The sequence below is a fragment of the Actinacidiphila sp. bgisy145 genome, from assembly GCF_057708125.1.
The window spans coordinates 1-23,458 of the sequence record NZ_JBYIRL010000035.1; the positions used below are offsets into that span (position 1 = coordinate 1).

19 protein-coding genes are annotated in these 23,458 nt (G+C 73.4%); 6 read left to right on the forward strand and 13 right to left on the reverse strand.

Translation table 11 applies throughout. The annotated features are described in order from the left end of the window. Window positions 1-175: 175 nt before the first annotated feature. The 8 genes from AC3ERT_RS27405 to AC3ERT_RS27440 all read right to left on the reverse strand — a co-directional run bounded on the left by AC3ERT_RS27405 (window position 176) and on the right by AC3ERT_RS27440 (window position 8,242). The gene (locus AC3ERT_RS27405; RefSeq protein ID WP_335971201.1) at window positions 176-790 is read right to left on the reverse strand and encodes a hypothetical protein; all 615 of its coding nucleotides are present in this window, start codon (window positions 788-790) and stop codon (window positions 176-178) included. Window positions 791-901: 111 nt separating this feature from the next. Next, window positions 902-2,353, reverse strand: coding sequence for an adenosylhomocysteinase (gene ahcY, locus AC3ERT_RS27410; RefSeq protein WP_335971199.1), 1,452 nt, complete (start codon window positions 2,351-2,353; stop codon window positions 902-904). A gap of 226 nt (window positions 2,354-2,579) precedes the next feature. Further along, window positions 2,580-3,539 (reverse strand): cation diffusion facilitator family transporter, encoded by a 960-nt coding sequence (locus AC3ERT_RS27415; RefSeq protein WP_435177368.1) that lies wholly within the window; start codon window positions 3,537-3,539, stop codon window positions 2,580-2,582. Window positions 3,540-3,566: 27 nt separating this feature from the next. Beyond that, entirely contained in the window at window positions 3,567-4,793 is a 1,227-nt protein-coding gene (gene manA, locus AC3ERT_RS27420; protein WP_435177370.1) for a mannose-6-phosphate isomerase, class I, read from the reverse strand. A gap of 5 nt (window positions 4,794-4,798) precedes the next feature. After that, a complete protein-coding gene (locus AC3ERT_RS27425; RefSeq protein WP_435177434.1) occupies window positions 4,799-5,923 on the reverse strand; it encodes an SIS domain-containing protein in 1,125 nt (374 codons plus the stop codon). A 35-nt stretch (window positions 5,924-5,958) separates the two neighbouring features. Beyond that, window positions 5,959-6,138, reverse strand: coding sequence for a Trm112 family protein (locus AC3ERT_RS27430; protein ID WP_335971192.1), 180 nt, complete (start codon window positions 6,136-6,138; stop codon window positions 5,959-5,961). Window positions 6,139-6,356: 218 nt separating this feature from the next. Next, window positions 6,357-7,742 carry a phosphomannomutase/phosphoglucomutase gene (locus tag AC3ERT_RS27435; protein WP_435177372.1) on the reverse strand — a complete coding sequence of 462 codons (1,386 nt, stop codon included), beginning with the start codon at window positions 7,740-7,742 and terminating at the stop codon, window positions 6,357-6,359. 77 nt (window positions 7,743-7,819) lie between these two features. After that, window positions 7,820-8,242: a DUF3499 domain-containing protein gene (locus AC3ERT_RS27440; protein ID WP_435177374.1), complete on the reverse strand. Its 423-nt coding sequence runs from the start codon at window positions 8,240-8,242 to the stop codon at window positions 7,820-7,822. Between the two features lie 355 nt (window positions 8,243-8,597). On the opposite strand from AC3ERT_RS27440, the gene AC3ERT_RS27445 reads away from it, so the two are divergent. Continuing rightward, the gene (locus tag AC3ERT_RS27445; RefSeq protein ID WP_335971188.1) at window positions 8,598-9,050 is read left to right on the forward strand and encodes a metallopeptidase family protein; all 453 of its coding nucleotides are present in this window, start codon (window positions 8,598-8,600) and stop codon (window positions 9,048-9,050) included. A 92-nt stretch (window positions 9,051-9,142) separates the two neighbouring features. Here the strand turns inward: AC3ERT_RS27445 and AC3ERT_RS27450 are convergent, their stop codons facing one another. From AC3ERT_RS27450 to AC3ERT_RS27460, 3 genes are all read right to left on the reverse strand, one after another. Beyond that, a complete protein-coding gene (locus AC3ERT_RS27450) occupies window positions 9,143-10,600 on the reverse strand; it encodes a DUF5719 family protein (RefSeq protein WP_435177376.1) in 1,458 nt (485 codons plus the stop codon). Continuing rightward, on the reverse strand, window positions 10,597-14,475 hold the full coding sequence (locus AC3ERT_RS27455; RefSeq protein WP_435177378.1) for a glycosyltransferase: 3,879 nt from the start codon (window positions 14,473-14,475) through the stop codon (window positions 10,597-10,599). Before AC3ERT_RS27455 ends, AC3ERT_RS27450 begins: the two co-directional genes overlap by 4 nt. A gap of 232 nt (window positions 14,476-14,707) precedes the next feature. Then, complete coding sequence (locus AC3ERT_RS27460; protein WP_031519519.1) at window positions 14,708-14,971, reverse strand: WhiB family transcriptional regulator; 264 nt, start codon at window positions 14,969-14,971, stop codon at window positions 14,708-14,710. A 691-nt stretch (window positions 14,972-15,662) separates the two neighbouring features. Between AC3ERT_RS27460 and AC3ERT_RS27465 the strand changes: the two genes are divergently transcribed. Genes AC3ERT_RS27465 through AC3ERT_RS27475 form a run of 3 tightly spaced genes read left to right on the forward strand, consistent with a single transcriptional unit; the run spans window position 15,663 to window position 18,501 of the window. After that, window positions 15,663-16,163, forward strand: coding sequence for a cysteine dioxygenase (locus tag AC3ERT_RS27465; RefSeq protein WP_435135475.1), 501 nt, complete (start codon window positions 15,663-15,665; stop codon window positions 16,161-16,163). A 50-nt stretch (window positions 16,164-16,213) separates the two neighbouring features. Continuing rightward, window positions 16,214-17,170, forward strand: coding sequence for a 2-phospho-L-lactate transferase (gene cofD, locus AC3ERT_RS27470; RefSeq protein ID WP_435177380.1), 957 nt, complete (start codon window positions 16,214-16,216; stop codon window positions 17,168-17,170). Further along, window positions 17,167-18,501 carry a coenzyme F420-0:L-glutamate ligase gene (locus tag AC3ERT_RS27475; protein WP_435177382.1) on the forward strand — a complete coding sequence of 445 codons (1,335 nt, stop codon included), beginning with the start codon at window positions 17,167-17,169 and terminating at the stop codon, window positions 18,499-18,501. Before cofD ends, AC3ERT_RS27475 begins: the two co-directional genes overlap by 4 nt. Window positions 18,502-18,630: 129 nt before the next feature. Here AC3ERT_RS27475 and AC3ERT_RS27480 read toward each other — a convergent pair whose 3' ends face one another. Together AC3ERT_RS27480 and manB are read right to left on the reverse strand one after the other, a co-directional pair. Continuing rightward, window positions 18,631-19,593: a DNA-3-methyladenine glycosylase family protein gene (locus AC3ERT_RS27480; RefSeq protein WP_435177384.1), complete on the reverse strand. Its 963-nt coding sequence runs from the start codon at window positions 19,591-19,593 to the stop codon at window positions 18,631-18,633. A gap of 204 nt (window positions 19,594-19,797) precedes the next feature. Then, window positions 19,798-20,934, reverse strand: coding sequence for a mannose-1-phosphate guanylyltransferase (manB, locus tag AC3ERT_RS27485; RefSeq protein WP_335971173.1), 1,137 nt, complete (start codon window positions 20,932-20,934; stop codon window positions 19,798-19,800). A 128-nt stretch (window positions 20,935-21,062) separates the two neighbouring features. On the opposite strand from manB, the gene AC3ERT_RS27490 reads away from it, so the two are divergent. Beyond that, entirely contained in the window at window positions 21,063-21,833 is a 771-nt protein-coding gene (locus tag AC3ERT_RS27490) for a TIGR03089 family protein (protein WP_435177386.1), read from the forward strand. 196 nt (window positions 21,834-22,029) lie between these two features. Then, on the forward strand, window positions 22,030-23,430 hold the full coding sequence (locus tag AC3ERT_RS27495) for an LCP family protein (protein ID WP_435177388.1): 1,401 nt from the start codon (window positions 22,030-22,032) through the stop codon (window positions 23,428-23,430). Window positions 23,431-23,458 lie beyond the last annotated feature (28 nt).

Below are 23,458 nucleotides of genomic sequence, written 5' to 3' on the forward strand. Positions count from 1 at the left end.
ATTTCCGGTCGGAATTACCACCCGCCTTTCGCAGACACGCGTACCGACTCAAGATTTCTCTCGGACGGATGTTGGTGCCCTCGACGAGCGAGGTAGCAGGTTCTCGCGCTCACCCCGGACGAGTCCGGTTCGCGACAACCGTTCAAACCTACATCCCACCCAGGTGAGCGTCAAATCAGCCAAAGCTGGACGGGGGCGTGTCGAGGTCCTCCAGCTCGACGCCCGGCGCCGCGAGGACCACGTCGCCGGCGATGTGGACGTCGTGCTGGTCGCCGGTGGCGAGGTCGTCCACGCGGAAGTTGTCCACAGGCAGCAAACCGCTGTCCGTGGAATGTGCTGTCCTGGTGAGGAGCGACCACGACTGGTCGACGGTGAGCGGTGCGAGGACGGGGGCCTGGAATGACACGAGACGTACGCGCATGGCCGGGCCGCCCGGTTCGAGGCGGAGCAGCCGCGCGGTGGCGATCAGGAACGCCGGCGATACGCCGGTGAACGCGTGCGCGGGCGCGTTTCCTTCTTGCGCGTGCTCGCCCGACGGGTCCGTCCTGACCCAGGTGACGCCGTCCAGTGCGGCGGCGCGGACCTGCCATGCCGCCGCGTGCAACTCCAGGCGGATGGGACGGCCCAGGTCGTCGATGGTGAGGTCGATCGATCCCGCGTGCGCGCCTTCGGGCGTGGTGGTCTGCGCAGTGTAGCGCCAGCCGGAAGGGCCGGTGGCGCAGTGGAAGTGCTCTGCACCGAGGGGAGTGTGGTCATGCGTGTCGTAGAAGGAGTATCGGCCGCGGGGCATCGTTCGGTTCCGGGGTCTGGCAAGGCCCCCGCCTCGCAGGCGAGACGGGGGCCGGTGCGCGGTGGATCTTCAGGCCGCTCGGTCGGCCGCGCGGGCGCGCGACCGCACCGGTCAGTAGCGGTAGTGGTCCGGCTTGTAGGGGCCTTCGACCTTGACGCCGATGTAGGACGCCTGCTCGGGGCGGAGCGTGGTGAGCTTGACGCCGAGCGCGTCCAGGTGGAGGCGGGCAACCTTCTCGTCAAGGTGCTTCGGGAGCACGTAGACGCCGATCGGGTACTCCTCGGGCTTCGTGAACAGCTCGATCTGGGCCAGCGTCTGGTCCGTGAAGGAGTTGGACATCACGAAGGAGGGGTGGCCGGTCGCGTTGCCGAGGTTCAGCAGGCGGCCCTCGGAGAGGACGATGAGGGTCTTGCCCTCGGGGAAGGTCCAGGTGTGGACCTGCGGCTTGACCTCGTCCTTGACGATGCCGGGGATCTTGGCGAGGCCGGCCATGTCGATCTCGTTGTCGAAGTGGCCGATGTTGCCGACGATCGCCTGGTGCTTCATCCGGGCCATGTCGGAGGCCATGATGATGTCGCGGTTGCCGGTGGTGGTGACGAAGATGTCGGCGGTCTCGACGACGTCGTCGAGGGTGGCGACCTGGTATCCGTCCATCGCGGCCTGGAGGGCGCAGATCGGGTCGATCTCGGTGATGATGACGCGGGCGCCCTGACCGCGCAGCGACTCGGCGCAGCCCTTGCCGACGTCCCCGTAGCCGCAGACCACTGCGACCTTGCCGCCGATGAGGACGTCGGTGGCGCGGTTGATGCCGTCGACGAGCGAGTGGCGGCAGCCGTACTTGTTGTCGAACTTCGACTTGGTGACCGCGTCGTTGACGTTGATCGCCGGGAAGAGCAGCGTGCCGTCCTGCTGCATCTCGTACAGGCGGTGGACGCCGGTGGTGGTCTCCTCGGTGACGCCGCGGATCTCGGAGGCGAGCTGGGTCCACTTCTGCGGGCTCGCGGCGAGGGTGCGGCGCAGCAGGTCGAGGATGTGGCCGTACTCCTCGCTGTCATCGGCGGTGGTGGCCGGGACCGCGCCGGCCTTCTCGAACTCGACGCCCTTGTGCACCAGGAGCGTGGCGTCGCCGCCGTCGTCCAGGATCATGTTGGGGCCGCCGGTGGGGGTGTTCGGCCAGGTCAGGGCCTGCTCGGTGCACCACCAGTACTCTTCGAGGCTTTCGCCCTTCCAGGCGAAGACGGGCACACCCTGCGGGTTGTCCACGGTGCCCTCGGGGCCGACGGCGATGGCCGCGGCGGCGTGGTCCTGGGTGGAGAAGATGTTGCAGGACGCCCAGCGAACCTGCGCGCCGAGGGCGACGAGGGTCTCGATGAGGACGGCGGTCTGCACGGTCATGTGCAGCGAGCCGGTGATGCGGGCGCCGGCCAGCGGCTGGGCCGCGGCGTACTCGGTGCGCAACGACATCAGGCCGGGCATCTCGTGCTCGGCGAGGGTGATCTCCTTGCGGCCGAACGCGGCAAGAGAAAGGTCCGCGACCTTGAAGTCGGTGGCGGTGGTGGTCATACGGGCTGCTCCTCGTGGTGGTCGAGGTGGACTTGGACAGGCGCTACCGCGCGGTATGGCGTGTCGAGCGCTACGGACACACCTGTCCCGTTGGCAGCGCAATCCGTCGGAGGCCCTCTCTCCCTCGGCCGGTCGTGGTGCGTTGACCGCCCGACCGCCATCAGCAGCGACGTCTGGCTACGAATGAATCTACACCGGGCGGCCTGTCTGCCGCAGGGCCTCGCGGTCAGCGGCCGCCGGGCGTCTGGTCGGGGTCGGGGCCCGCCGCCGCGGCGGCCGCGCTGTAGATGTCGGGTTCGAGGTAGATGACCCGGGCGATGGGCACGGCGGCGCGGATGCGCTCTTCGGCCGCGTCGATGGCGGCGGCCACCTGGGCGGCGGTGTCGTCGTGGGCGACGGCGATCTTCGCGGCGACCAGGAGTTCTTCGGGGCCGAGGTGGAGGGTGCGCATGTGGATGACGCCGGTGACGGTGTCGCCGTCGGCGATGGAGTCGCGGATGCGGGCGACGAGGTCGGTGCTTGCGCCCTCACCGATCAGCAGGGACTTGGTCTCGGCGGCGAGAACGAGTGCGATGCAGATGAGGAGGGTTCCGATGCACAGGGTGCCGACGCCGTCCCAGACGCCGTTGCCGGTGCCGATGGCGATACCGACGCCGGCCAGGGCCAGGGCGAGGCCGATCAGCGCGCCGAAGTCCTCCAGCAGGACGACGGGGAGTTCGGGTGCCTTGGCGCGGCGGATGAACTCGGCCCAGGACAGGTCGCCGCGGGTGTGGTTGGACTCCTTCATCGCGGTGCGGAAGGAGGAGCCCTCGGCGATGATCGCGAAGACGAGGACGCCGACCGGCCAGTACCAGTGGTCGACGGGGTGCGGGTGGCTGACCTTCTCGTAGCCCTCGTAGAGCGCGAACATGCCGCCGACGGAGAACAGGACGATCGAGACGAGGAAGGCGTAGATGTAGCGCTCACGGCCGTAGCCGAAGGGGTGTTCCTCGTTGGCGGCGCGCTTGGCCTTCTTGCCGCCGATGAGGAGGAGCGCCTGGTTGCCGGAGTCGGCCACGGAGTGCACGCCTTCGGCGAGCATCGAGGACGACCCGCTGAACGCGAAGGCGACGAACTTGGCGAGGGCGATCGCGAGGTTGGCGCTGAGGGCCGCGATGATCGCCCTGCTGCCGCCTGACGCGCTCATGGGTGGTGGGTGTCCCTTCGGTCGGGGTCAGACGGTCACGGTCGCGCGGAACAGGGTGCCCTGGCCGGTGAGCTCGGTGTGCTCGCCGGCGGGGATGTAGGCGGACTCGCCCTGGGCGAGGGTCAGTTCGGCGCCGTCGGCGGCGGGGGTCCGCGCGGGTCCGAGGGTGCGCAGGCGGACCTGGCCGCTGGTGCACAGCAGGATCTGCGGGGTGCCGGCCGGCAGGGTGCGCGGGTCGGCGCCGGGAGCGAGCAGGTAGCGGGAGAGCCGGAACTCATCGATGGGGGCCGGGTACAGCTCCTCGCCGTCGGGTCCGGCCTCGGGGCGCAGCACGCCCGGGTCGCCGGCCTCGAAGCGGACGATGCGCATGAGTTCGGGTACGTCGATGTGCTTGGGGGTGAGGCCGCAGCGCAGCACGTTGTCGGAGTTGGCCATGATCTCGACGCCGAGGCCGTCGAGGTAGGCGTGCGGGATGCCGGCACCCAGGTAGAGCGCTTCGCCGGGTTGCAGGCGTACGTAGTTGAGCAGCATCGCGGCGATGACGCCGCGGTCGCCGGGGAAGCTGTGGGCGGCCTTGGCGTAGGCGGCGTAGGCGGCGGCGTGCGCGGAGCCGGGGGTCTGCGCCAGGCGGGTGGCGGCTTCGGTGGCGGCGCGTACGGTCTCGGCCATGGCGTCGGGTTCTGCGCCGAGGACGGCGGACAGCACCTCGCGCAGGGCCTGGTCCTCCGGCTGGGCCCGCAGGATGTCGACGTAGGGGGTCAGGGCGGGGACGCCGAGCGCGTCGATGAGGTCCGCGGCCTCGGCGGGATGGCGGAAGCCGCACAGGCCGTCGAAGGGGGACAGCGCGACGATCATCTCGGGCTTGTGGTTGGCGTCCTTGTAGTTGCGGTTCGGGGCGTCGAGGGGAATCCCGCGGGCTTCCTCGTCGGCGTATCCGGAGGCGGCCTGGGCGAGGTCGGGGTGGACCTGGACGGACAGGGGCGCGCCTGCGGCGAGGACCTTGAACAGGAAAGGCAGGCGCGGTCCGAAGCGCTTGACGGCGGCTTCGCCGAGTTCGGCGGCCGGGTCGGCGTCGATGACGGTGTCGAGGGCGACGGGGCCTTGGCCGCGGTCGATGCGCGAGGGTGCGCCGGGGTGGGCGCCCATCCACATCTCGGCTTGGGGTTCGCCGGTGGGCGGGGTGCCGAGGAGTTCGGGGATGGCGGTGGTGGAGCCCCAGGCGTAGGGGCGGATGGTGTTGGTGAGGCGGTTCATTCCGGTCAGGGTCTCTCGGTCGAGGCGACGGCCAGGTACGCGGCGGCGAAGTCGGTGAGGGCGAGGAGTTCCGCGGCGGTGTCCAGCGGGGCGCCGCCGGGAGCGGTGATCTCGCTGAGCGGGGTGTCGTGGGCGTATGCCTGCTCGCGTGCGGCGGGCGCGGCGGAACCTGGCTGGTCGGGGGCTTCTTGGAGCAGGACGATGCGCAGGCGCAGGGTCTCGGTGTCCTCGACCCGGTCGCGGAAGAAGTCGTCGGGGTCGCCGGCCAGGGTGTGGGCGCCTGCCTGCAGGGGGCCGTGGGCGGTGAGGGCGGTGGGCAGTTCGGCGGCGAGCGCGGGGCGCCCGGCGAGGGTGGCGAGGACGGTGCCGAAGCGGCGCGCGGCGGCGGCCGCGACGGGGCCCTGGCTCCACAGCAGGGGCAGGGAGCCGTCGAGTTCGGCGGCGAGGGTCTTGGCGGGGTTGGTGTAGGTGGCGACGGCGGGTCCGCAGCGGGCGGCGATCTCGTCGAGCCGGTCGGCGACGGCGTCGAGGGCGCTGCCGGGCGCGCTGATCAGGCCGATCCGGCCGATGAGGTCCAGCACGGGGGTGAGCAGTGCCCAGAAGGCGCCGGTGTCGGTGGCCGCGGGTACGGCGGCGGCGCCGACCGGGCCGGCGAAGGGCAGGGCGATGCCGCGGACCTGTCCGACGGCTTCGGCGAGCGGGGTCTTGGCCGGGGCGACGGCGACGGCGGTGCAGCCGCGGCGGTATGCCTGCTCGACGAGGTCGGTGAGGCCCTGCTCCGTGCCCTGCTCGCTGAGCAGGAGGAGCAGGTCGAGCGGGCCGCTCCAGCCGGGCAGTGTCCAGCGGGCCTGCTCCGGTCTGGGGCCGGTCGGGGTGAGCAGTTGGACCGGGGCCGCCCCGGAGCCGAGTGCCGCGAGCAGGTCGGCGACGGCGGCGGCCTCGGGACCGCTGCCCGCGAGGAGCACTGCGCGCGGCCGCCCGTCGGGGCGCATGTCGGCCAGGCCTGCTTCGTCGGCGAGCCGCAGGGCGGTGCGTACTCGTGCTCCGGCCGCGGCGACGCCGCGCAGCAGCCCGTGGGCGTCGGCGCGGGCGAGCGCGTCGGGGTCCTCCAACAGCGACTCGTCGAACAACACGACCTCCCGGTCGGGTGCGGATTCGGCCTGGGTCAGGCGGGACGGCGTGCCTCGTCGACGAGCAGTACGGGGATGTCGTCGCGCACGGGGTAGGCCAGGCCGCAGGCGTCGGACGTGCACAGCAGCTCGGCCGCGGCGTCGTCCTCGCGCAGGGGCGCGTGGCATGCCGGGCAGGCGAGGATCTCCAGGAGGCTGGGTTCGACGAGCGGCAAGGTGGTCCTCCGTGCGGGGTGCGGCGGTGTGGGGCCGTTGCGGCCTGCGGGTTCAGCCTATCGCCGTACCCGGCGGCGGGGCCGACCCGCCTGTGGACAACCCGTCAACGGACAACCCCTCAACGGACGACCCGCCGGCCGTCGCCCGCCGGCGCACCAACCCGCACGGGCCGCGCCTGCCGAAGGGCCGGGCAGGGTCCCGGCCCTTCGCCTGGCCGTCAGCCGCGGACGATGGCGAGCACCCGGTCGCGCAGGCGCCCCACCTCGGCGTCATCGCGCGCTTCCACGTTGAGCCGCAGCAGCGGCTCGGTGTTGGACGCGCGCAGGTTGAACCACCACGCGGGCGTGGAGACCGTCAGTCCGTCGAGTTCGTCGAAGGAGACGCCGTCCTCGGCGGCGAAGGCGGCCCGCACGGCGGCGGTGCGCCCGGCCTGGTCGGCGACGGTGCTGTTGATCTCGCCGGAGCCCGCGTAGCGCTCGTAGGACGCGACGAGGGCGGACAGCGGGCCGTCCTGGGCGCCGAGGGCGGCCAGCAGGTGGAGGGCGGCGAGCATGCCGGTGTCGGCGTTCCAGAACTCGCGGAAGTAGTAGTGCGCGGAGTGCTCGCCGCCGAAGACGGCGCCGGTCTGCGCCATCCGCTCCTTGATGAACGAGTGGCCGACGCGGGTGCGGACCGCGGTGCCGCCGTGTTCGGCGATGACCTCGGGCACCGACCGGGAGGTGATCAGGTTGTGGATGACGGCGGCGCCCGGGTGCTTGGCCAGTTCGCGGACGGCGACCAGCGCGGTGATCGCCGAGGGGGAGACGGGTTCGCCGCGCTCGTCGACCGCGAAGCAGCGGTCGGCGTCGCCGTCGAAGGCGAGCCCGAGGTCGGCCCCGGTCTCGCGGACCTTCGCCTGGAGGTCTACGAGGTTCTTCGGGTCGAGCGGGTTGGCCTCGTGGTTGGGGAAGGTGCCGTCGAGTTCGAAGTACATCGGCACGAGGTCGATCGGCAGGCCGTCCAGGACGGTCGGCACGGTGTGGCCGCCCATGCCGTTCCCCGCGTCCACCACGACCTTCAGCGGGCGGATGCCGGACAGGTCGACCAGCGAGCGCAGGAACCCGGCGTAGTCGCCGAGGACGTCGCGCGCCGTGATGATGCCTGGAGTCGCGACGGCCGGCGGCGCTCCGGTCGCGGACCACTGCTCGGCCAGGTCGCGGATCTCGGCGAGCCCGGTGTCCTGGCCGACGGGCGCGGCACCCGCCCGGCACATCTTGATGCCGTTGTAGCGCGCGGGGTTGTGGCTCGCGGTGAACATCGCGCCCGGCAGGTCCAGCCGGCCGCTGGCGAAGTACAGCTCGTCCGTGGAGCACAGGCCGATCTCGGTGACGTCCGCGCCCCTTGCGGCGGCCCCGCGCGCGAAGGCGTGGGACAGGCCCGGCGACGAGGGCCGCATGTCGTGGCCGACGACGAGCGCGGAGGCGCCGGTGACCGTGGCGAAGGCGGCGCCGAAGACCTCGGCGAGCGACTCGTCCCACTGGTCGGGGACGACGCCGCGCACGTCGTACGCCTTGACGATCTGCGACAGGTCGGGGGATGCCGGAGAACCCGGTGATTGGGGCACTGCACACCTCTGCGTTACGGTCCCGGGCGGTCAGGTCGCGACCAACCTATCCGAGACGCCGCGCGGGTCCGGCGGGGCTACTGGTCGGGCGACCGCAGGACCCGCAGGTGCCCGCGCCGGGCGACCTCCACGGGGTCGATGTCGCGCGCGGTGGCCGCGCCGCCCGGGCCGCGTTGGTGCGGGCGGGCCGCTTCCCGGACCGCGTTGGCGAGGGCTTCGAGGTCGTCGCCGACGGGGCGGACCGGACCGGTGTCGGTGGCCAGGCGTACGACCTCCCACCCGCGGGGGGCGGTGAGCCGCTCGGAGTGCTCCGAGCACAGGTCGTAGCAGTGGGGTTCGGCGTAGGTGGCCAGCGGGCCGAGGACGGCCGTGGAGTCCGCGTAGACGTACGTCAGTGTCGCGACGGCGGGACGGCCGCAAGCGGTGCGCGAACAGCGACGTACAGGGCTCACGAGGTTGGACGGTACCGCACTCTTGAGCGGGCCGCGACGACTCTCCACCAGGTCACTCGGTCGTGTCGCTCGTGGCCCCTGCCGCCCGCCGCGCCGGACGTACGACGCTGACCTGCGGCTACCGTCGGAGCAGCAAATGCGCCTACCGACAGTAACGCCGCGGCCGCCGGCGCCGGGCGGGGCGGCACAGCACGTCAGGTGGCGGATATCCGTCACTTCTGTGGCCCGATCCGAACCCGGCGGCGGCTCGGTGGAGGCGCCAAGCAGCCACGGCGGCGGGTGCCGCGCGCCTGGCGGGCGGGGTGCGGAGGCTGCCCGGACGCTGCGCCGTACGGCGGGCAGGGCGCGGTACGCAGGCGACGCCCTGCTGTGCGCGCCCGCGTCGGGGGCTAGGCTCACGATGATGGACAGCTCGGCCCCCACACCCCCGCCCCAGCCCGCGCCCAGGCCGCGGCACCGCGACCGGCACGGCCGCGGCATGCGCGGGCCCATCGCGCCCCCGCAGGTGCCGCTCGCGCTCAGCCGGGCCGACGCCTTCGACGACCTGGTACGGGATGCCGCGGACCGGCTGGAGCGGCGCTGGCCGCAGCTGGCCGACGTGGAGTTCGCCGTGCAGGACGTGCCCTGGCCGCAGGACACCCCGGCGTCCGACGGCGACCCGGTGCCGCTCGGGCGGCTGATCGGCGCGGCCAAGGACCGGCCGAGCCGGATCGTGGTCTACCGGCGCCCGGTCGAGATCCGCGCCAAGGGCAGGGACGAGCGCGCACTGCTGGTGCACGAGGTCGTCGTGGAGCAGGTCGCCGAACTGCTCGGGCTGTCGCCGGAGAACGTCGATCCGAAGTACGGCGAGGAGTGAGCCGGCCGCCCTCGCACCCTGGATTCGCATCCTGGAGGCGAGGGCGGCCGGTGCCCCGGGACGCTGGGTGACACGCGGTGGGGCCGGGGACCCTAGGGTTCCAGGACGCGCAGGTCGTCCGCGGCCTGCGGCACCTCGACCAGCCCCTGGTCGTCGGGCATCGGCTGGATCGTGAACATCGGCACCCCGTCCAGGGGCAGTGCGAGCATCCGCGACGCGTACAACTGTCCTCCGGACAGGCGCTGCACGGTCACCGCGTAGGCGCCCTTGAGGCCGGAGGGCTGCGGCGGGGCCGTGGACACCGTCGTGCCCGCCTTGACGGTGACGGTCTTGCTGACCGAGGTACCCGCCGTGGAGCCCGCCGACGAGGTGATCTTGACGCTGACGTCCTTGCCGGTGGCGGTCAGGGCGAGTGTGGAGCCCTTGCTGCGGTTGTCGGCGATGGATGCCTGCCGGTCGATCGGGGCGGTCGCGGGCAGGAAGGCGATCTCCTGGTCGCTGCCCTTGCCGCGGGTGATGCGCAGCCCGGCGACCACCGGCACCGGGTCGTGCGAGCTGCTCGAACCGATGATCAGCGACCCGGCGTCGCCCCTGGTGAGGTCACCGAGGTCGACGGAGGTGGTCATGCCGCTCTTGACGTGCAGCGTCTCGTTGCCTGCCGGGGTGATCGAGCCGCTGGGGGTGGCGAGCTTCAGCGTCAGGTCGGCGTCATCGGAGCCGGGCACATAGGTGATCAGACGCACGTCGGTGGCGTCGGCGGGGATACCGGGCATGACGAGGTCCCCGGCCGGCTGGGCGGCGGCCGACAGCCAGTCGGTGCCCGCCGCGTTGTCGGTGGCCTGCACGGCGGCGCCGACCCGGCCGCTGCGGGCGACGACGTGCACGGTCAGGTCCTGCACCTTGTCGGCGATGAGCGTGGACAGCAGCACCGGCTTGGAGCTGTTCGCGGGCACGGTGATGCCGTCGCCGGTGGAGCCCTTGAGCTGGCCGTCCTTGCTGTACAGGTCGATGTCGACGACGGCCGGGGTGTCGTCGGGGTTGACCAGGTGCACGTAGTCCTGGCGGCCGTCCTGGGTGCTGGCGCCCGGGAACCAGAACTCGCTGTCGGGGGCGACGCAGGAGGTGCCGAGCAGGCCGCGGCCGGGTCCGTCGCTCACGACGGTCGTCTGGGACACGCTCCACCCGGGTGCCACGGCGCCGTCCGCGGTGCCGATCAGCGCGGGCGAGTCCGACTTGTCGGTGCTCGACGTGACGGGCTTGCCGGTGGACGTGAGCGGCTTGAGCGCGGTGGGCTTCGTGGTGGCCGGCACCAGGGTGGCCTTGCCGCCGGAGGTGCCGCTGCCGGTCGGGGTGAAGGACGTGTACGTGGTGTCGGCGAACTCCGACGTCGACGGCTCCGGGCACAGCAGGGTGCTGCGCTGGACCGGCAGGCGCGAGGAGGAGCCGGCGGTGGCGGCGTGGGAGTCGTCGCCCCCGGTCATGGAGGCCGCGCCGGTCAGGACGGCGAGCGCGACCACGGCACCGGCCAGGGACAGGGTGCTGCGGTTCACTGGTACTCGCTCCCATCACGGCGCTGGTCGCCGTCTGCGTAGTACGGCGCGGGGTCGGGGTAGCCGGGCCGGCCCTGCTCGTCCTGGTCGGGCTGCTCGCCGTAGCCCTGGTCGTAGGGGGCCTGACCGTCCGGGGCGGGCTGCGGCGGCGCGTAGGGGTCGTAGCCGGGCTGGGCGGGGTAGCCGTAGCCGTCGCCGTACGCCTGCTGGTCGTATCCGGCGGGATCGGCCGGGTAGGGCTGCTGGGCGGCCGGGGCGCTCTCCCAGCCGGGGGCGGCCTGCGCGTAGGCGGGATCGGCGTAGCCGCCCTCCTGGTAGCCGCCTTCCTGGTAGCCCGTGTCCTGGTAGGTGTAGCCGTCGGCGCCCTCAGCGGCCGCGTACGGGTCGTACCCGCCGGCGGGGGCCGAATAGGCGGGCGCCTGCTCGTAGTCGCCGTCCTGGGCCTCCTGGGCCTCTTCGCGGGGCGCAGGGATGCCGGCTTCGAGCGGCTCGGCGGCAGTGTCCGGCGGCTCGGTGCCGGAGGGCGCGTTCGGCGCCGCGGTGGCGCCGGCGGCGGCTGCCTCGGCCGCCTCCGCTTCCGCGGCGGCTTGCAGGCGGCGGGCGCGGCGGCCCTCGCCGAGGGGCTGGCCGGGGAGGTCGGCGGTGGTGACGCCGTCCGCCTCCGGGAGGTCGTCGTCGATCTCCTGGCGGCGGCCCGGCAGCGCCAGCACGATCACGACGAGCAGCAGCAGCGCCTGGATGCCGAGCCAGCCGATGTGGGTGAGCGGCTCCTTGTAGGTGACGTCCAGCCGGCCGCCGGTGGCGGGCAGGTCGAAGCCCTGGGCCCAGCCGTCGACGGTGACCGGGGTGAGCGCGGTGCCGTCGAGGGTCGCGTGCCATCCCGAGTTGGCGGTGTCGGCGATCCGCAGCACGCGGCCGGACGGGCCGGCGGGCACCTTGGTGTGCGCCTGGATGCGGCCGGCGGGGACGCCGACGGGCTTGGCGCCCTTGCTGGTGATGGTGATGCGGGAGACGTTCTGGTTGACCTGCCACAGCTCGGTGCCGTCGGACTGGCTGAGCCGGGACAGGCCCGGGGTGCTGTCGAGCACCTTGCCGAACGCCTTGGGCGCGCCCTTGGGCGCGAGGACGTACCGCACGGCGTATCCGGCCAGCCGGCTGCCCTGGTCGGCGCCCGAGCCCGCGACGAGGTTGGCCACCACCTTGTCCAGGGCGCGGTTGTGGGGTGCCTCGGCGGCGAGTTCGGCGTCGCCGAGCCGGACGCCGGAGCCGCGCACGATGGCGTACTGGACCTGGCTCTGGGTGCCGCCGATCACCAGGGTGCGGGGCTGGTCGGAGGTGGTGGCCTCCTCCGCGACGAAGGCGGGCACCTGCGTCGGGTCGGTGCGCTTGAGCGGGCCGTCGGCGCCGTCGATCATCCAGGTGAAGGCGGCGAGCAGGGGGGCGGCGACCGCGGCGAAGGCGATCAGGGCGGCGACCGGCTGGCGCCAGCCGAAACCACTGGCGGCGATCCGCTCGTTCGCGCCCTCGGCGCCGATCGCGGCGGCGGCCAGCAGCGCGAGGCCGTAGACCAGGGTGGCGGGGCCGGCCCAGTCCTTGCTGTTCTCGACGACCGCGAAGAGCATGCCGGTCAGGGCGGCGCCCCAGGCGACGGCGATGGCGGGGCGGCGGCTGCCGCGCATCAGGGCGGCGAGCGCGGCGAGCACGACGCCGATCAGCAGGAAGCCGCCGGACGCCTTGGGACCGCCGGGGCTGAGCAGGAGCAGGTCGAGCCCGGAGGCGGTCTTCGTGGAGTACGGCAGGCCCGCCTCCTCGAGCATGCGCCCCGGGTGGGAGAGCAGGGTCAGCGACCAGGGGGCGAGCAGCACCAGCGGGGTGACGACCAGGGCGGCCGCGCGCAGCAGTTGCGGCACCAGGAGCTGCTGCTGGCGGCGCACCAGGCGCCAGCCGATCGCGCCCGCGGCCAGCACCAGGGCGATCGGCCAGGTGACGGGCGTGAAGGCGGTGGTGAAGGTGAGCATCAGGGCCAGTGCCCAGGTGGCGCGCCAGCCGGGGCGGGCGCCGCGCTCGATGGCGGAGTCGGTCAGTTGCAGGCCCGCGGCGGAGACGGCGGCGCGGGCCATGAGCGGCAGCAGGATCGCCAGTACGGCGGTGCCGAGGCGGCCGCCGGCCAGGGCGCCGGTCGCGGCGGGCAGGAAGGCGTAGGCGACCGACGCCCAGGCGCGCAGCAGGCGGGACTCGACCAGCGGCCGGGACGCGAAGTAGGCGGCGATGCCGGCCAGCGGCACGGAGGCGACCAGGAACAGCGTCAGGGTCAGGCCGGTGGAGCCGAACAGCACGGTGGCGAAGAGCGCGAGGACCGCGATGTAGGGGGGCGCGGCCTGGGTGCCGCCGGTGCCGAGCGTGTGCCAGGAGCCGGCGTAGGTGGACCACAGGTCGGAGGCGCCGGGGTCGGCGGGGAGCAGGGCGCCGCCGGCCAGCGAGCCGCCGCCGAGCAGGCCGCGGCAGGCGGCCAGGGAGACGACGAGCAGGACGGCGAAGAGCACGGGGCCGGGTTTGCGGGCGATCCGCTTCAGCCGGGCGAACTGCTCGACCTCCAGGAAGTCGCCGTCGTCGTCGCCGGGCCCGGACTCGACGGCGCCGCCATGGCGGCCGGCCGCGGCGGTGGAGGCGTCGGCGCGGCCGGCGAAGTTGCTGACCACCTGGTCGACGGTGGCGCGGACGGTCGCGCCGGGCGGCGGGAAGAGCGGCCGCAGTTCGGAGGGCGCCACCGCGCCGCTGCCGCGCCGGCGCCGGGCGGCGAGCACCCGCCCCGGCCGCAGCAGGATGCCGAGCAGTCCGACGATCTCGTCGACGGCCTGGCCGGGCACCTTGCCGACGAGGTAGGCGAGGGTCCGCAGCAGGGTGCCGACGACTATCCGCACCATGACGTAGGGCAGCAGTGCGCCGCGGGTGTTGGCCAGGAGGGTGTAGACGGCGCCGGCCTTGTCGACGCGGTGCGGGTTGACCGCGGAGCGGCCGGCGCAGTCGACGGGACGGCGTTCGCGGGAGGCGGCCTCGGCGTGCCGCATGATCGCGTCGGGGGCGATCAGGACGGTGTGGCCGGCGGCGTTGGCGCGCCAGCAGAAGTCGACGTCGTCGCGCATGAGGGGCAGGCGGCGGTCGAAGCCGCCGAGTTCCTCCCACACGTCGCGGCGCACCAGCATGCCGGCGGAGGAGACGGACAGCACGGGGCGGACCTGGTCGTGCTGGCCCTGGTCCTGCTCGCGGCGCTCCAGGCCGGTCCAGCGGCGCCCGCTGCGGGCGATGGAGACGCCGGTCTCCAGGAGTTGGCGGCGGTCGTACCAGCTGCGCAGCTTGGGGCCGACGATCACGGTGGACGGTGAGGTCTCGACGGTGCGCAGGAGGGCGGCCAGCGCTCCGGGCTCCGGCTCGCAGTCGTCGTGCAGCAGCCACAGCCACTGGACGGGTTCGGCCGGCGGCTGGGCGGGTTCGTCGTACGCGTCGTCGTTCCAGGTGCGGTTGACGGGGTCCCAGCCGCTGGTGCGGCGCCGGAGGTAGGGCAGGTCGTCCGCGGTCAGCGGTGTGGTGGAGCGCACGGCCTCGTCGACGGCGGCGCCGAAGCCGGTGCGGCGGGCGAGGTGCAGCACCCGCTGGTCGCCGAGGGACTCGGCGAGCAGGCGGGCGGAGTCGTCGGCGCTGCCGGTGTCGGCGGCGACGACGTCCTGGACCGGGCGGTCCTGCGCGAGCAGCCCCTGGAGGGCCTTGGGCAGCCAGCGCGCGCCGTCGTGCGCGACGAGCACGGCGGTGACGACGTGGTGCGGGAACTCAGGGGTCCCGGACGGATGGACGGCCGGTGCTGGGCTGTTCACGGACATCGAGGTTCGGGCCCCGGTTCGCTGGACTGCGGTGGACGCATCAACCCGCCGGCGGCGGGGCATGCATCTCGGACGGCCCCCCACACTAACGGCTCGCAGCGGCGCGGCCGTCCGGGCGTAGGCACAACAGCGGCCCGCCTGCCGTGCCGGAGGGCGCGGGAGACGGGCCGGATGCGGGGCCGCGGGCAAGCGGCGGCCGGGGGGACGGCGAGGTGCCGGCCGGGGCTGCGGGTCAGACGACGCCCTTCTTCAGGCGGCGCCGCTCGCGCTCGGACAGGCCGCCCCAGATGCCGAAGCGCTCGTCGTTGGCGAGGGCGTACTCAAGGCAGTCGGAACGGACTTCACAGGCGAGGCAGACCTTCTTCGCCTCACGGGTGGAACCGCCCTTTTCGGGGAAGAAGGATTCGGGGTCGGTCTGCGCACACAGCGCGCGCTCCTGCCAGCCGAGTTCCTCGTCGGCCTCCTCGGCCAGCAGCAACTGGAACTGCTCGGTCATGCGCGCCCCTGTCTGTCGTGCTTCCCCGTGATGTTCCCCGTGGTGGTACCTGCCGTCATGTCCGGCGGTCCGGCAGAACGACACGAGTGAAATTACAAGTGTGCCGATCCGGGCCAGTCAAGCCGAGATCTGCTATTGAGCCCGTTATTCACTCCGCTGAACCAAGGAGTGACAGATAGTGTTGATATCGGCCTGAATGACCGCATCCGTCAACCGTGGCCCCACCGGCCAAACGCTCACACCACGCCAGACGCTGCGGTGACGGGCGGCGTTCCACTCGTTCGAGCGACGCACCGGGAATCACATTTCGATCACAGGAGCACAAGGTCATACCGGGGCCGCGTGTTTTCCCAGATCCGAAAGGAGATCCCCATCAGATCTGCACGGTTGCGCCACCTCCTATCCGCACCCCTCCACACACAAACCTTTCACCACCGGAGCCCACCGGATCAGGGGAAACCAATCGGTCATTTCGGACATTCGGTTGACAGGGCGCCGCTCGAACCGATTTGCTTGGCCCCATGCACGCCGAGCACCACGCGCCCTTCCGGACTCGCCGCCCCGAGTCCTGCTGCGTCGCGCTCGCCCAGAGCTGTTGTTGTTCCTTCCGCTGCCGCTGATCCCCTGTCCGGCCGCCACGGCCGCCGGCACCTTTCCGCATCATGCGCACCCCAAGGAACACACACCCCTCATGTACTCCGACGTCTCGATCGCCGGTGACCCACTCGAGCTGCCCCACCTGCTCCCGCCGGTGCCCCGACACCCCAGCACCGTCGCGGAGTTCGCCGGACTCGCCCGCTCCATCGCCGCCGACCGCGCGCAGTGGGCCCCGCAGGTGCGCTACGACGCCACCACCCGTTGGTACGCGCGCCTGCGAACCGGACCCGGCTACGAAGTGTGGCTGTTGAGCTGGCTGCCCGGGCAAGGCAGCGGGCTGCACGACCACGGCCGCTCCAGCGGCGTGCTGACCGTCCTGGACGGCACCCTGCACGAGCGCGCGCTGACCCCCCGCGGTGAGACCCGCCGCGTCCTGACGCCCGGTCACCAGCGCGTGTTCGCCCCGGGTTACGTCCACGACGTCGCCAACGAGTCGCTGGACGGCGCCGTCAGCCTGCACGTGTACTTCCCCGGGCTGACCGAGATGACCCCGTACGCGTGCACCCCGGGCGCCCTTACACCCGCGCAGGCGTAGTCGGCCCGAGGCCCGGGCACCGCACGTCACGGGGCTGACAGACTGGGGCCATGCGAATCGTGGTTCTGGCCGGAGGTATCGGAGGAGCGCGCTTCCTGCGCGGCCTCAAGGCAGCGGCGCCGGAGGCGGACATCACCGTCATCGGCAACACCGGAGACGACATCCACCTGTTCGGGCTGAAGGTCTGCCCCGACCTCGACACCGTCATGTACACCCTGGGCGGCGGCATCCACGAGGAGCAGGGGTGGGGGCGGGCAGACGAGACCTTCGCGGTCAAGGACGAGCTCGCCGCCTACGGCGTCGGACCGGAGTGGTTCGGCCTGGGCGACCGGGACTTCGCCACCCACATCGTCCGCACCCAGATGATCGGTGCGGGTTATCCGCTCAGCGCGGTCACCGAGGCGCTGTGCGCCCGCTGGCAACCCGGGGTGCGGCTCATCCCGATGTCCGACGACCGGGTCGAGACCCATGTGCTCGTGGAGGTCGACGGGGAGCGCAAGGCGGTCCACTTCCAGGAGTACTGGGTGCGGCTGCGCGCGTCGGTGCCCGCGCACGCGGTGGTGCCGGTCGGCGCGGAGAACGCGAAGCCCGCCCCTGGGGTGCTGGAGGCGATCGGCAGCGCGGACCTGGTCGTGTTCCCGCCGTCGAACCCGGTGGTGAGCGTCGGCACCATCCTGGCCGTACCGGGAGTGCGCGAGGCGATCGCGGAGGCCGGGGTGCCGGTGGTGGGCCTGTCCCCCATCGTCGGCGACGCGCCCGTGCGCGGGATGGCCGACAAGGTGCTGGCGGCCGTGGGCGTGGAGTCCACCGCGGCGGCGGTGGCGGCGCACTACGGCAGCGGGCTGCTGGACGGGTGGCTGGTGGACACCGTGGACGCGGGAGCCGTCCCGCAGGTCGAGGCGGCCGGCATCCGCTGCCGGGCGGTGCCCCTGCTCATGACGGACCTGGCGGCGACCACGCAGATGGCGCGCGAGGCCCTCGCGCTGGCCGAGGAGGTGCGGGCATGACCGCGACCGCCCCCCGCTACGAGGTGTTCGCCGTCCCCGGGATCGGCGAGGTGCAGCCCGGCGCCGACATCGCCAAGCTGATCGTCGCCACCGGCGTCGCCCTGGCCGACGGCGACGTGGTGGTCGTCACGTCCAAGATCGTCAGCAAGGCCGAAGGGCGGCTGGTGGAGGCGGACGACCGCGAGGCCGCGATCGACGCGGAAACGGTGCGGCTGGTGGCCCGGCGCGGGAACACCCGGATCGTGGAGAACCGGCACGGCTTCGTGATGGCCGCGGCCGGGGTCGACGCGTCCAACACCCCGGCGGGCACCGTACTGCTGCTGCCCGAGGACCCCGACGCCTCCGCCCGGCGCATCCGGCAGGGGCTGCGGGACGCGCTGGGCGTACAGGTCGGCATCGTCGTCACCGACACCTTCGGGCGGCCCTGGCGCTCCGGGCTCACCGACGTGGCGATCGGCGCGGCCGGCGTGCAGGTGCTGGACGACCTGCGGGGCGGCGAGGACTCCCACGGCAACCCCTTGAACGTCACGATCACCGCGACCGCGGACGAGCTGGCCGCGGCCGGCGACCTCGTCAAGGGCAAGGCCACCGGGATGCCCGTCGCGGTGGTCCGCGGCCTGGCACGCGTCCTGCGCCCCCAGAAGGCGGACGGGGCCGACGACCCGGAGGACATCGGGGCCCGGGCCCTGGTGCGGTCGGCGGCCAGCGACATGTTCCGGCTGGGCACGTCCGAGGCCGTACGGGAAGCGGTGTCGCTGCGGCGCACCGTGCGGGAGTTCAGCGACGCACCGGTGGACCCGGCGGCGGTGCGGCGCGCCGTCGCCCTCGCGGTGACCGCGCCCGCCCCGCACCACACCACGCCGTGGCGGTTCGTGCTGCTGGAGACGCCGGAGGCGCGGCTGCGGCTGCTGGACGCGATGCGGGACGCGTGGGCCGCCGACCTGCGCGGTGACGGCTTCTCGGAGGCGAGCGTCGCCAAGCGGCTGCGGCGCGGCGAGGTGCTGCGCAGGGCGCCGTATCTGGTGGTGCCGTGCCTGGTCACCGAGGGCGGCGCGCACACGTACCCGGACGAGCGGCGGGCGACGGCCGAGCGGGAGATGTTCCTGGTCTCCGGCGGCGCCGGGGTGCAGAACTTCCTGGTCGCGCTGGCCGGGGAGCAGTTGGGGTCGGCGTGGGTGTCCTCCGCGCTGTTCTGCCGCGACGTGGTGCGCAAGGTGCTCGACCTGCCGCCGTCGTGGGACCCGCTGGGCACCATCGCGGTCGGCCACCCCGCGGCGGCACCCGCGCCCAGGGCCGAGCGCGCGGCGGAGCCGTTCCTCGCGGTGCGCTGACCGCGCGGGCTCCGGCGGTCACGTCAGCCGGCGGCCGGTCCGGCGCCCGCGCCGCGCCCGCGGGCGCCGCGGGATTCCGGTTCGGGTTCCGGTTCGGGTTCGGGTTCCGCTTCGGGTTCGGGTTCCGCTTCAGCGGTGCCGGGCCGGCGCCATCCGCGGCGCGCGCCGGGGCGGGGCGGGCGCGGCCAGCAGGATCAGCCGGGCGGCGCGGTGCCGCTGCCCGGCGTACGGGGCCAGCAGCCGCAGCATCGTCTCGTCGTCGCAGCGCGGTTCGCCGGTCAGCGCGTAGCCGATGTGGTGCGGCAGGTGCAGGTCGCCGACGGTCACCGCGTCGGGGGCGCCGTGGCTGCGCTGGAGGGTCTCCGCGGCGGTCCACGGGCCGATGCCGGGGACCGTCGTGAGCAAAGCCGCGGCCTCCTCGGCGGGGCGGGCGGCCAGGGAGTCGAGGCGGCCGCCCAGACGCACCGCGCGCAGGACGGCGGAGGCGCGCTTGTTGTCCACGCCGGCGCCGCGCCAGTCCCAGGACGGCACCCGGGCCCAGCCGGCCGCGTCGGGCATGACCCGCATACCGGGCGGCGCCCCGGCGTCCCGCGGCCCGGGGGCGGCCTCGCCGTGCTGGAGCAGCAGCAGCCGCCAGGCGCGGTACGCCTCGATCGTGGTGACCTTCTGCTCCAGCACCGAGGGGATCAGCGACTCCAGCACCAGCCCGGTGCGGGTCAGCCGCAGCCCGGGGTGCCGCCGGTGCGCGGCGTGCACCAGGCGGTGCCGCGGGACGAACGCCGACGGGTCGTCGTCGGCGCCCAGCAGCGCGGGCAGGCCGTCGAGCAGCCACTGCGCTCCCGGGCCCCAGGCGGTGCCCTCGATCGCGGCGGGGCTGCCGGTCAGGCGCAGGGTGGCCGGGCCCGCGGGGGTTCGGCTGGCCCGCCACACGGTGCCGTCGGGCGTGATCCGGAAGGCGGGGTCGCCGCCGCCGCGGCGCAGCGGCATGAGGGTGCGGCGCACGTCGAGGGGGAAGGGGGGTGCCCAGGTGCGGGTGCGGCCCGGGGGCGCCTGCGCGGCGGCGGGCCTGGGGGACGCGGTGTCTTCGGGCACCCCGGAAGGGTATAGCGGGCGACTGCGAAGGCTCGTCGGCGCCCTCGCCCGACGGATTCCGCTTCGCCCCTGACAGCCCCGGCGCAGCCCCCGGCTCCACCGCTGACAGAGCCCCGGCGGCCCGGACCGACCGGGCCCAGGCCGCACCGCGCCCCCGCCCCCCGGCCCCGGGCCGCGCCGCGCCCCCGGTCCCCCCGCCCCCGCCTACTGGTCGGAGGAGAACCGCACGCTCCCCGCCGGGATACGTGCGTCGCACCACACGCGGGCGCCGCCGAGCAGTTCGTTGTCGGCGCCGACCTCCGCGTTGTCGCCGACCACCGCCCCGACGAGGACCGCGCGGCTGCCGACCCGGGCGTTGACCCCGATCAGGCTGTCGCGCACCACCGCGCCCGGCTCGATCCGCGCGCCGGCCAGTACGGCGCTGCCCTCCACCAGGGCGCCGGACCCGATGACCGCGCCCTCGGCGACACAGGTGCCGGCGAAGAGCTTGGCGTCCTCGGCGACCTCGGCGCCGGGCAGCACGAGCCGTTCGCCGCGACGCCCGGGGACGGCCGGCGAGGGGGCGCGGCCCAGGACGAGGTCGGCGGAGCCGCGGACGAACGCCTGCGGGGTGCCGAGGTCGAGCCAGTACGTGGAGTCCACCATGCCGTGCAGGTGAGCGCCCTCGGCGAGCAGTCCGGGGAAGGTCTCCCGCTCGACGGAGACCGGACGGCCGGCGGGGATCTCGTCGAGCAGGGCGCGGGTGAAGACGTACGCGCCCGCGTTGATCTGGTCGGTGACGATCTCCTCGGGCGTCTGCGGCTTCTCCAGGAAGGCGGTGACCCGGCCGTCCGGGTCGGTGGGCACCAGCCCGAAGGCGCGCGGGTCCTCGACCCGGGTCAGGTGCAGCGACACGTCGGCGCCGCCGGCGCGGTGGGCGGCGACCAGGGCGCCGATGTCCAGGCCGGTGAGGATGTCGCCGTTGAAGACGAGGACCGGTTCGCCGGGCGCGGAGTGCAGTCGGTGGGCGACGTTGCGCAGGGCGCCGCCGGTGCCGAGCGGGTCGGTCTCGGTGACGTACTCCAGGTGCAGGCCGAGCGCCGAGCCGTCGCCGAAGTACGGCTCGAAGACCTCGGCCAGGTAGGACGTGGCCATCACCACGTGCTCGACGCCCGCGGCGCGGGCCCTGGCCAGTTGGTGGGTGAGGAACGGCACCCCCGCGGCCGGGACCATCGGCTTGGGGGTGTGTACGGTGAGCGGGCGCAGTCTGGTGCCCTTGCCGCCGACCAGCAGGATCGCCTCGGTGGCGGGACGGCGGGTCGGGTCGGCTGTACCGGCCGCGGAGGCGGGGTGTGCTCGCATGGGAACGATAGTGGCATAAGCGGTAAACCCGATAAACCACCACCTGATAACTCGTCAGCACGTCGGCCGCTGCGGCGAACCGGCGCACCGGGCCGGGTCCGTGTATCGCCCCAGGTAGCCTGGGCCGTGTGACCTCCAGCGCACTGACCCCCGCCGGACTGCTCGCCGACGCGCTGCGCGCCGACCCGGGCCGCCCGTTGATCACCTTCTACGACGACGCGACCGGCGAGCGGGTCGAGCTGTCGGTGGCGACCTTCGCCAACTGGGTGGCGAAGACGGCGAACCTGATCCAGGACGAGCTGGGCGCCGAACCCGGCGACCGGGTCGCGCTGCTGCTGCCCGCGCACTGGCAGACCGCGGTGTGGCTGGTGGCCGCGTCCGCCGCCGGCGTCGTCGCGGTGCCCGGCTGCGATCCGGCGGCGGCCGACCTGGTGGTGAGCGGCCCGGACACCCTGGAGGAGGCCGCGCGCTGCGCCGGCCCGCGGGTGGCGATGGCGCTGCGGCCGCTCGGCGGGCGGTTCCCTCAGCCGCCGCCGCAGCCGTTCCTGGACTACGCGGTCGAAGTGCCCTCCCAGAGCGACCGGTTCGCGCCGTACGTGCCGGTCGGGCCGGACGACCCGGCGCTCGAACTGCCGGGCGGGGAGACCCTCACCGGCGCGGAGGTGGTGGCCAGGGCCCGCGCCGAGGCCGAGGCGCTGGGGCTGACGCCGGGTTCACGGCTGCTGTCCGGGCTGCCGTACGACGGTTGGCACGGGCTGGCCGCGGGGCTGCTGGCACCGCTCGCCGCGGGCGCCTCCGTCGTCCTGTGCCGGCACCTCGACCAACTGCCGGCCGAGGCGCTGGAGCGCCGCAAGGACGCGGAGCGCGTGACCCGCACGGTCGCACCGGGCGCCGCCTGAGCACCACTGATCACGCAGGTGCCGATCCTGCATGAAAATTTCCTCAACTCCCGCACAGAATGCGCGCTCCGGGCAACCCTTGCGGTATTTCGACTGTCTGAACGAATGCCGCGCGGGTACTCGGGTCCGATCCCTCCGGCGACTGGATGACGCCCGGCACCGCCCGCCGGGCCCCTGACCTAGGGACGGGCACGACGTGACCACGCCAGCGCAGCCATCGCGGGACGACTCCGCCGCGGACCCGGAGGACGAAGCGCCGGAAGCCGACGAATCCGCCGAAGCACCCGTGAAGGCCGAAACCGCCGAGGCGCCCGTACCCGCGCCCGACGAAACCGACCAGCCCGCCGAAGCCACCGAAGCACCCGCACCCGCGCCCGACGAATCCGCCGCACCCGGCTCCGATGCCGAAGTCCCCGCGCCCCGGCGCCGTTTCCGGTGGCTGAAGTACACCGCCATCGCCACCTCGGTGCTCGTGCTCGCCTGCGCCGGCGGCGTCTGGTACGTCTACCAGCACCTCAACGGCAACATCACCACCGACACGGTGACCGAGAACGAGCTGAAGGCGCAGGCGTCGCAGCGCCCGCCCGAGGGCCCGGCCTCGACCGAGAACATCCTGCTGATCGGCTCGGACAGCCGCAGCGGCGGCAACGACAAGTACGGCCAGGACACCGGCACCCAGCGCTCGGACACCACGATCCTGCTGCACCTGTCGGCCGACCGCAGCAACGCCACCGCGGTGAGCATCCCGCGCGACCTGATGGTGCACGTGCCCAAGTGCACCAAGTCCGACGGCAGCACGGTCGCCGCGAAGTTCGAACAGTTCAACTGGGCCTTCGAGTTCGGCGGCGCGGCCTGCACCATCCGCGCGGTCGAGGAGCTGACCGGCGTACGGGTCGACCACCACCTGATCGTCGACTTCAGCGGCTTCAAGAACATGGTGAACGCGGTCGGCGGCGTCGAGGTGTGCACCCCGGTCGCCATCCATGACACGTACTCGCACCTGAACCTGTCCGCGGGCAAGCACAAGCTCAACGGCGAACAGGCGCTGGGCTACGTACGGGTCCGGCACGGCATCGGCGACGGCAGCGACACCGAACGGATCAGCCGCCAGCAGGACTTCCTCGCGTCGCTGATCAAGAAGGTGCAGAGCAACGGGGTGCTGCTCAACCCCGGCAAGGTGTACCCGCTGCTGGACGCGGCCACCAAGTCGCTGACGGCCGACCCCGGCCTCAACTCGCTCAGCGACCTGTACGCGCTGGCGCAGCGCCTCCAGAAGATACCCGCCGGCTCGATCCACTTCGTCACCGCGCCCGTCGAGCCCTACGTGCAGGACCGCAACCGCGACCAGTTGGTGCAGCCCGACGCCGAGACGCTCTTCGCCGCCATACGCGCCGACCAGCCGGTGCGGGTGAGCAGCGACGACAGCGGTACGAGCGGCAGTACGAGCAGTACGGCCAGCGCGTCGCCTTCGCCTTCGGACAGCCCCTCGGCCACCGGCTCCGCGACCCCGTCGAGCACCCCTTCGACCAGCCCTTCGAACGCTCCGACCTTCAAGGGAACGACGGCCGACCGAGACATCTGCGGCAAAGGCCGATGAACTAAGGTAGGGCGCTTAAGGCCACTGC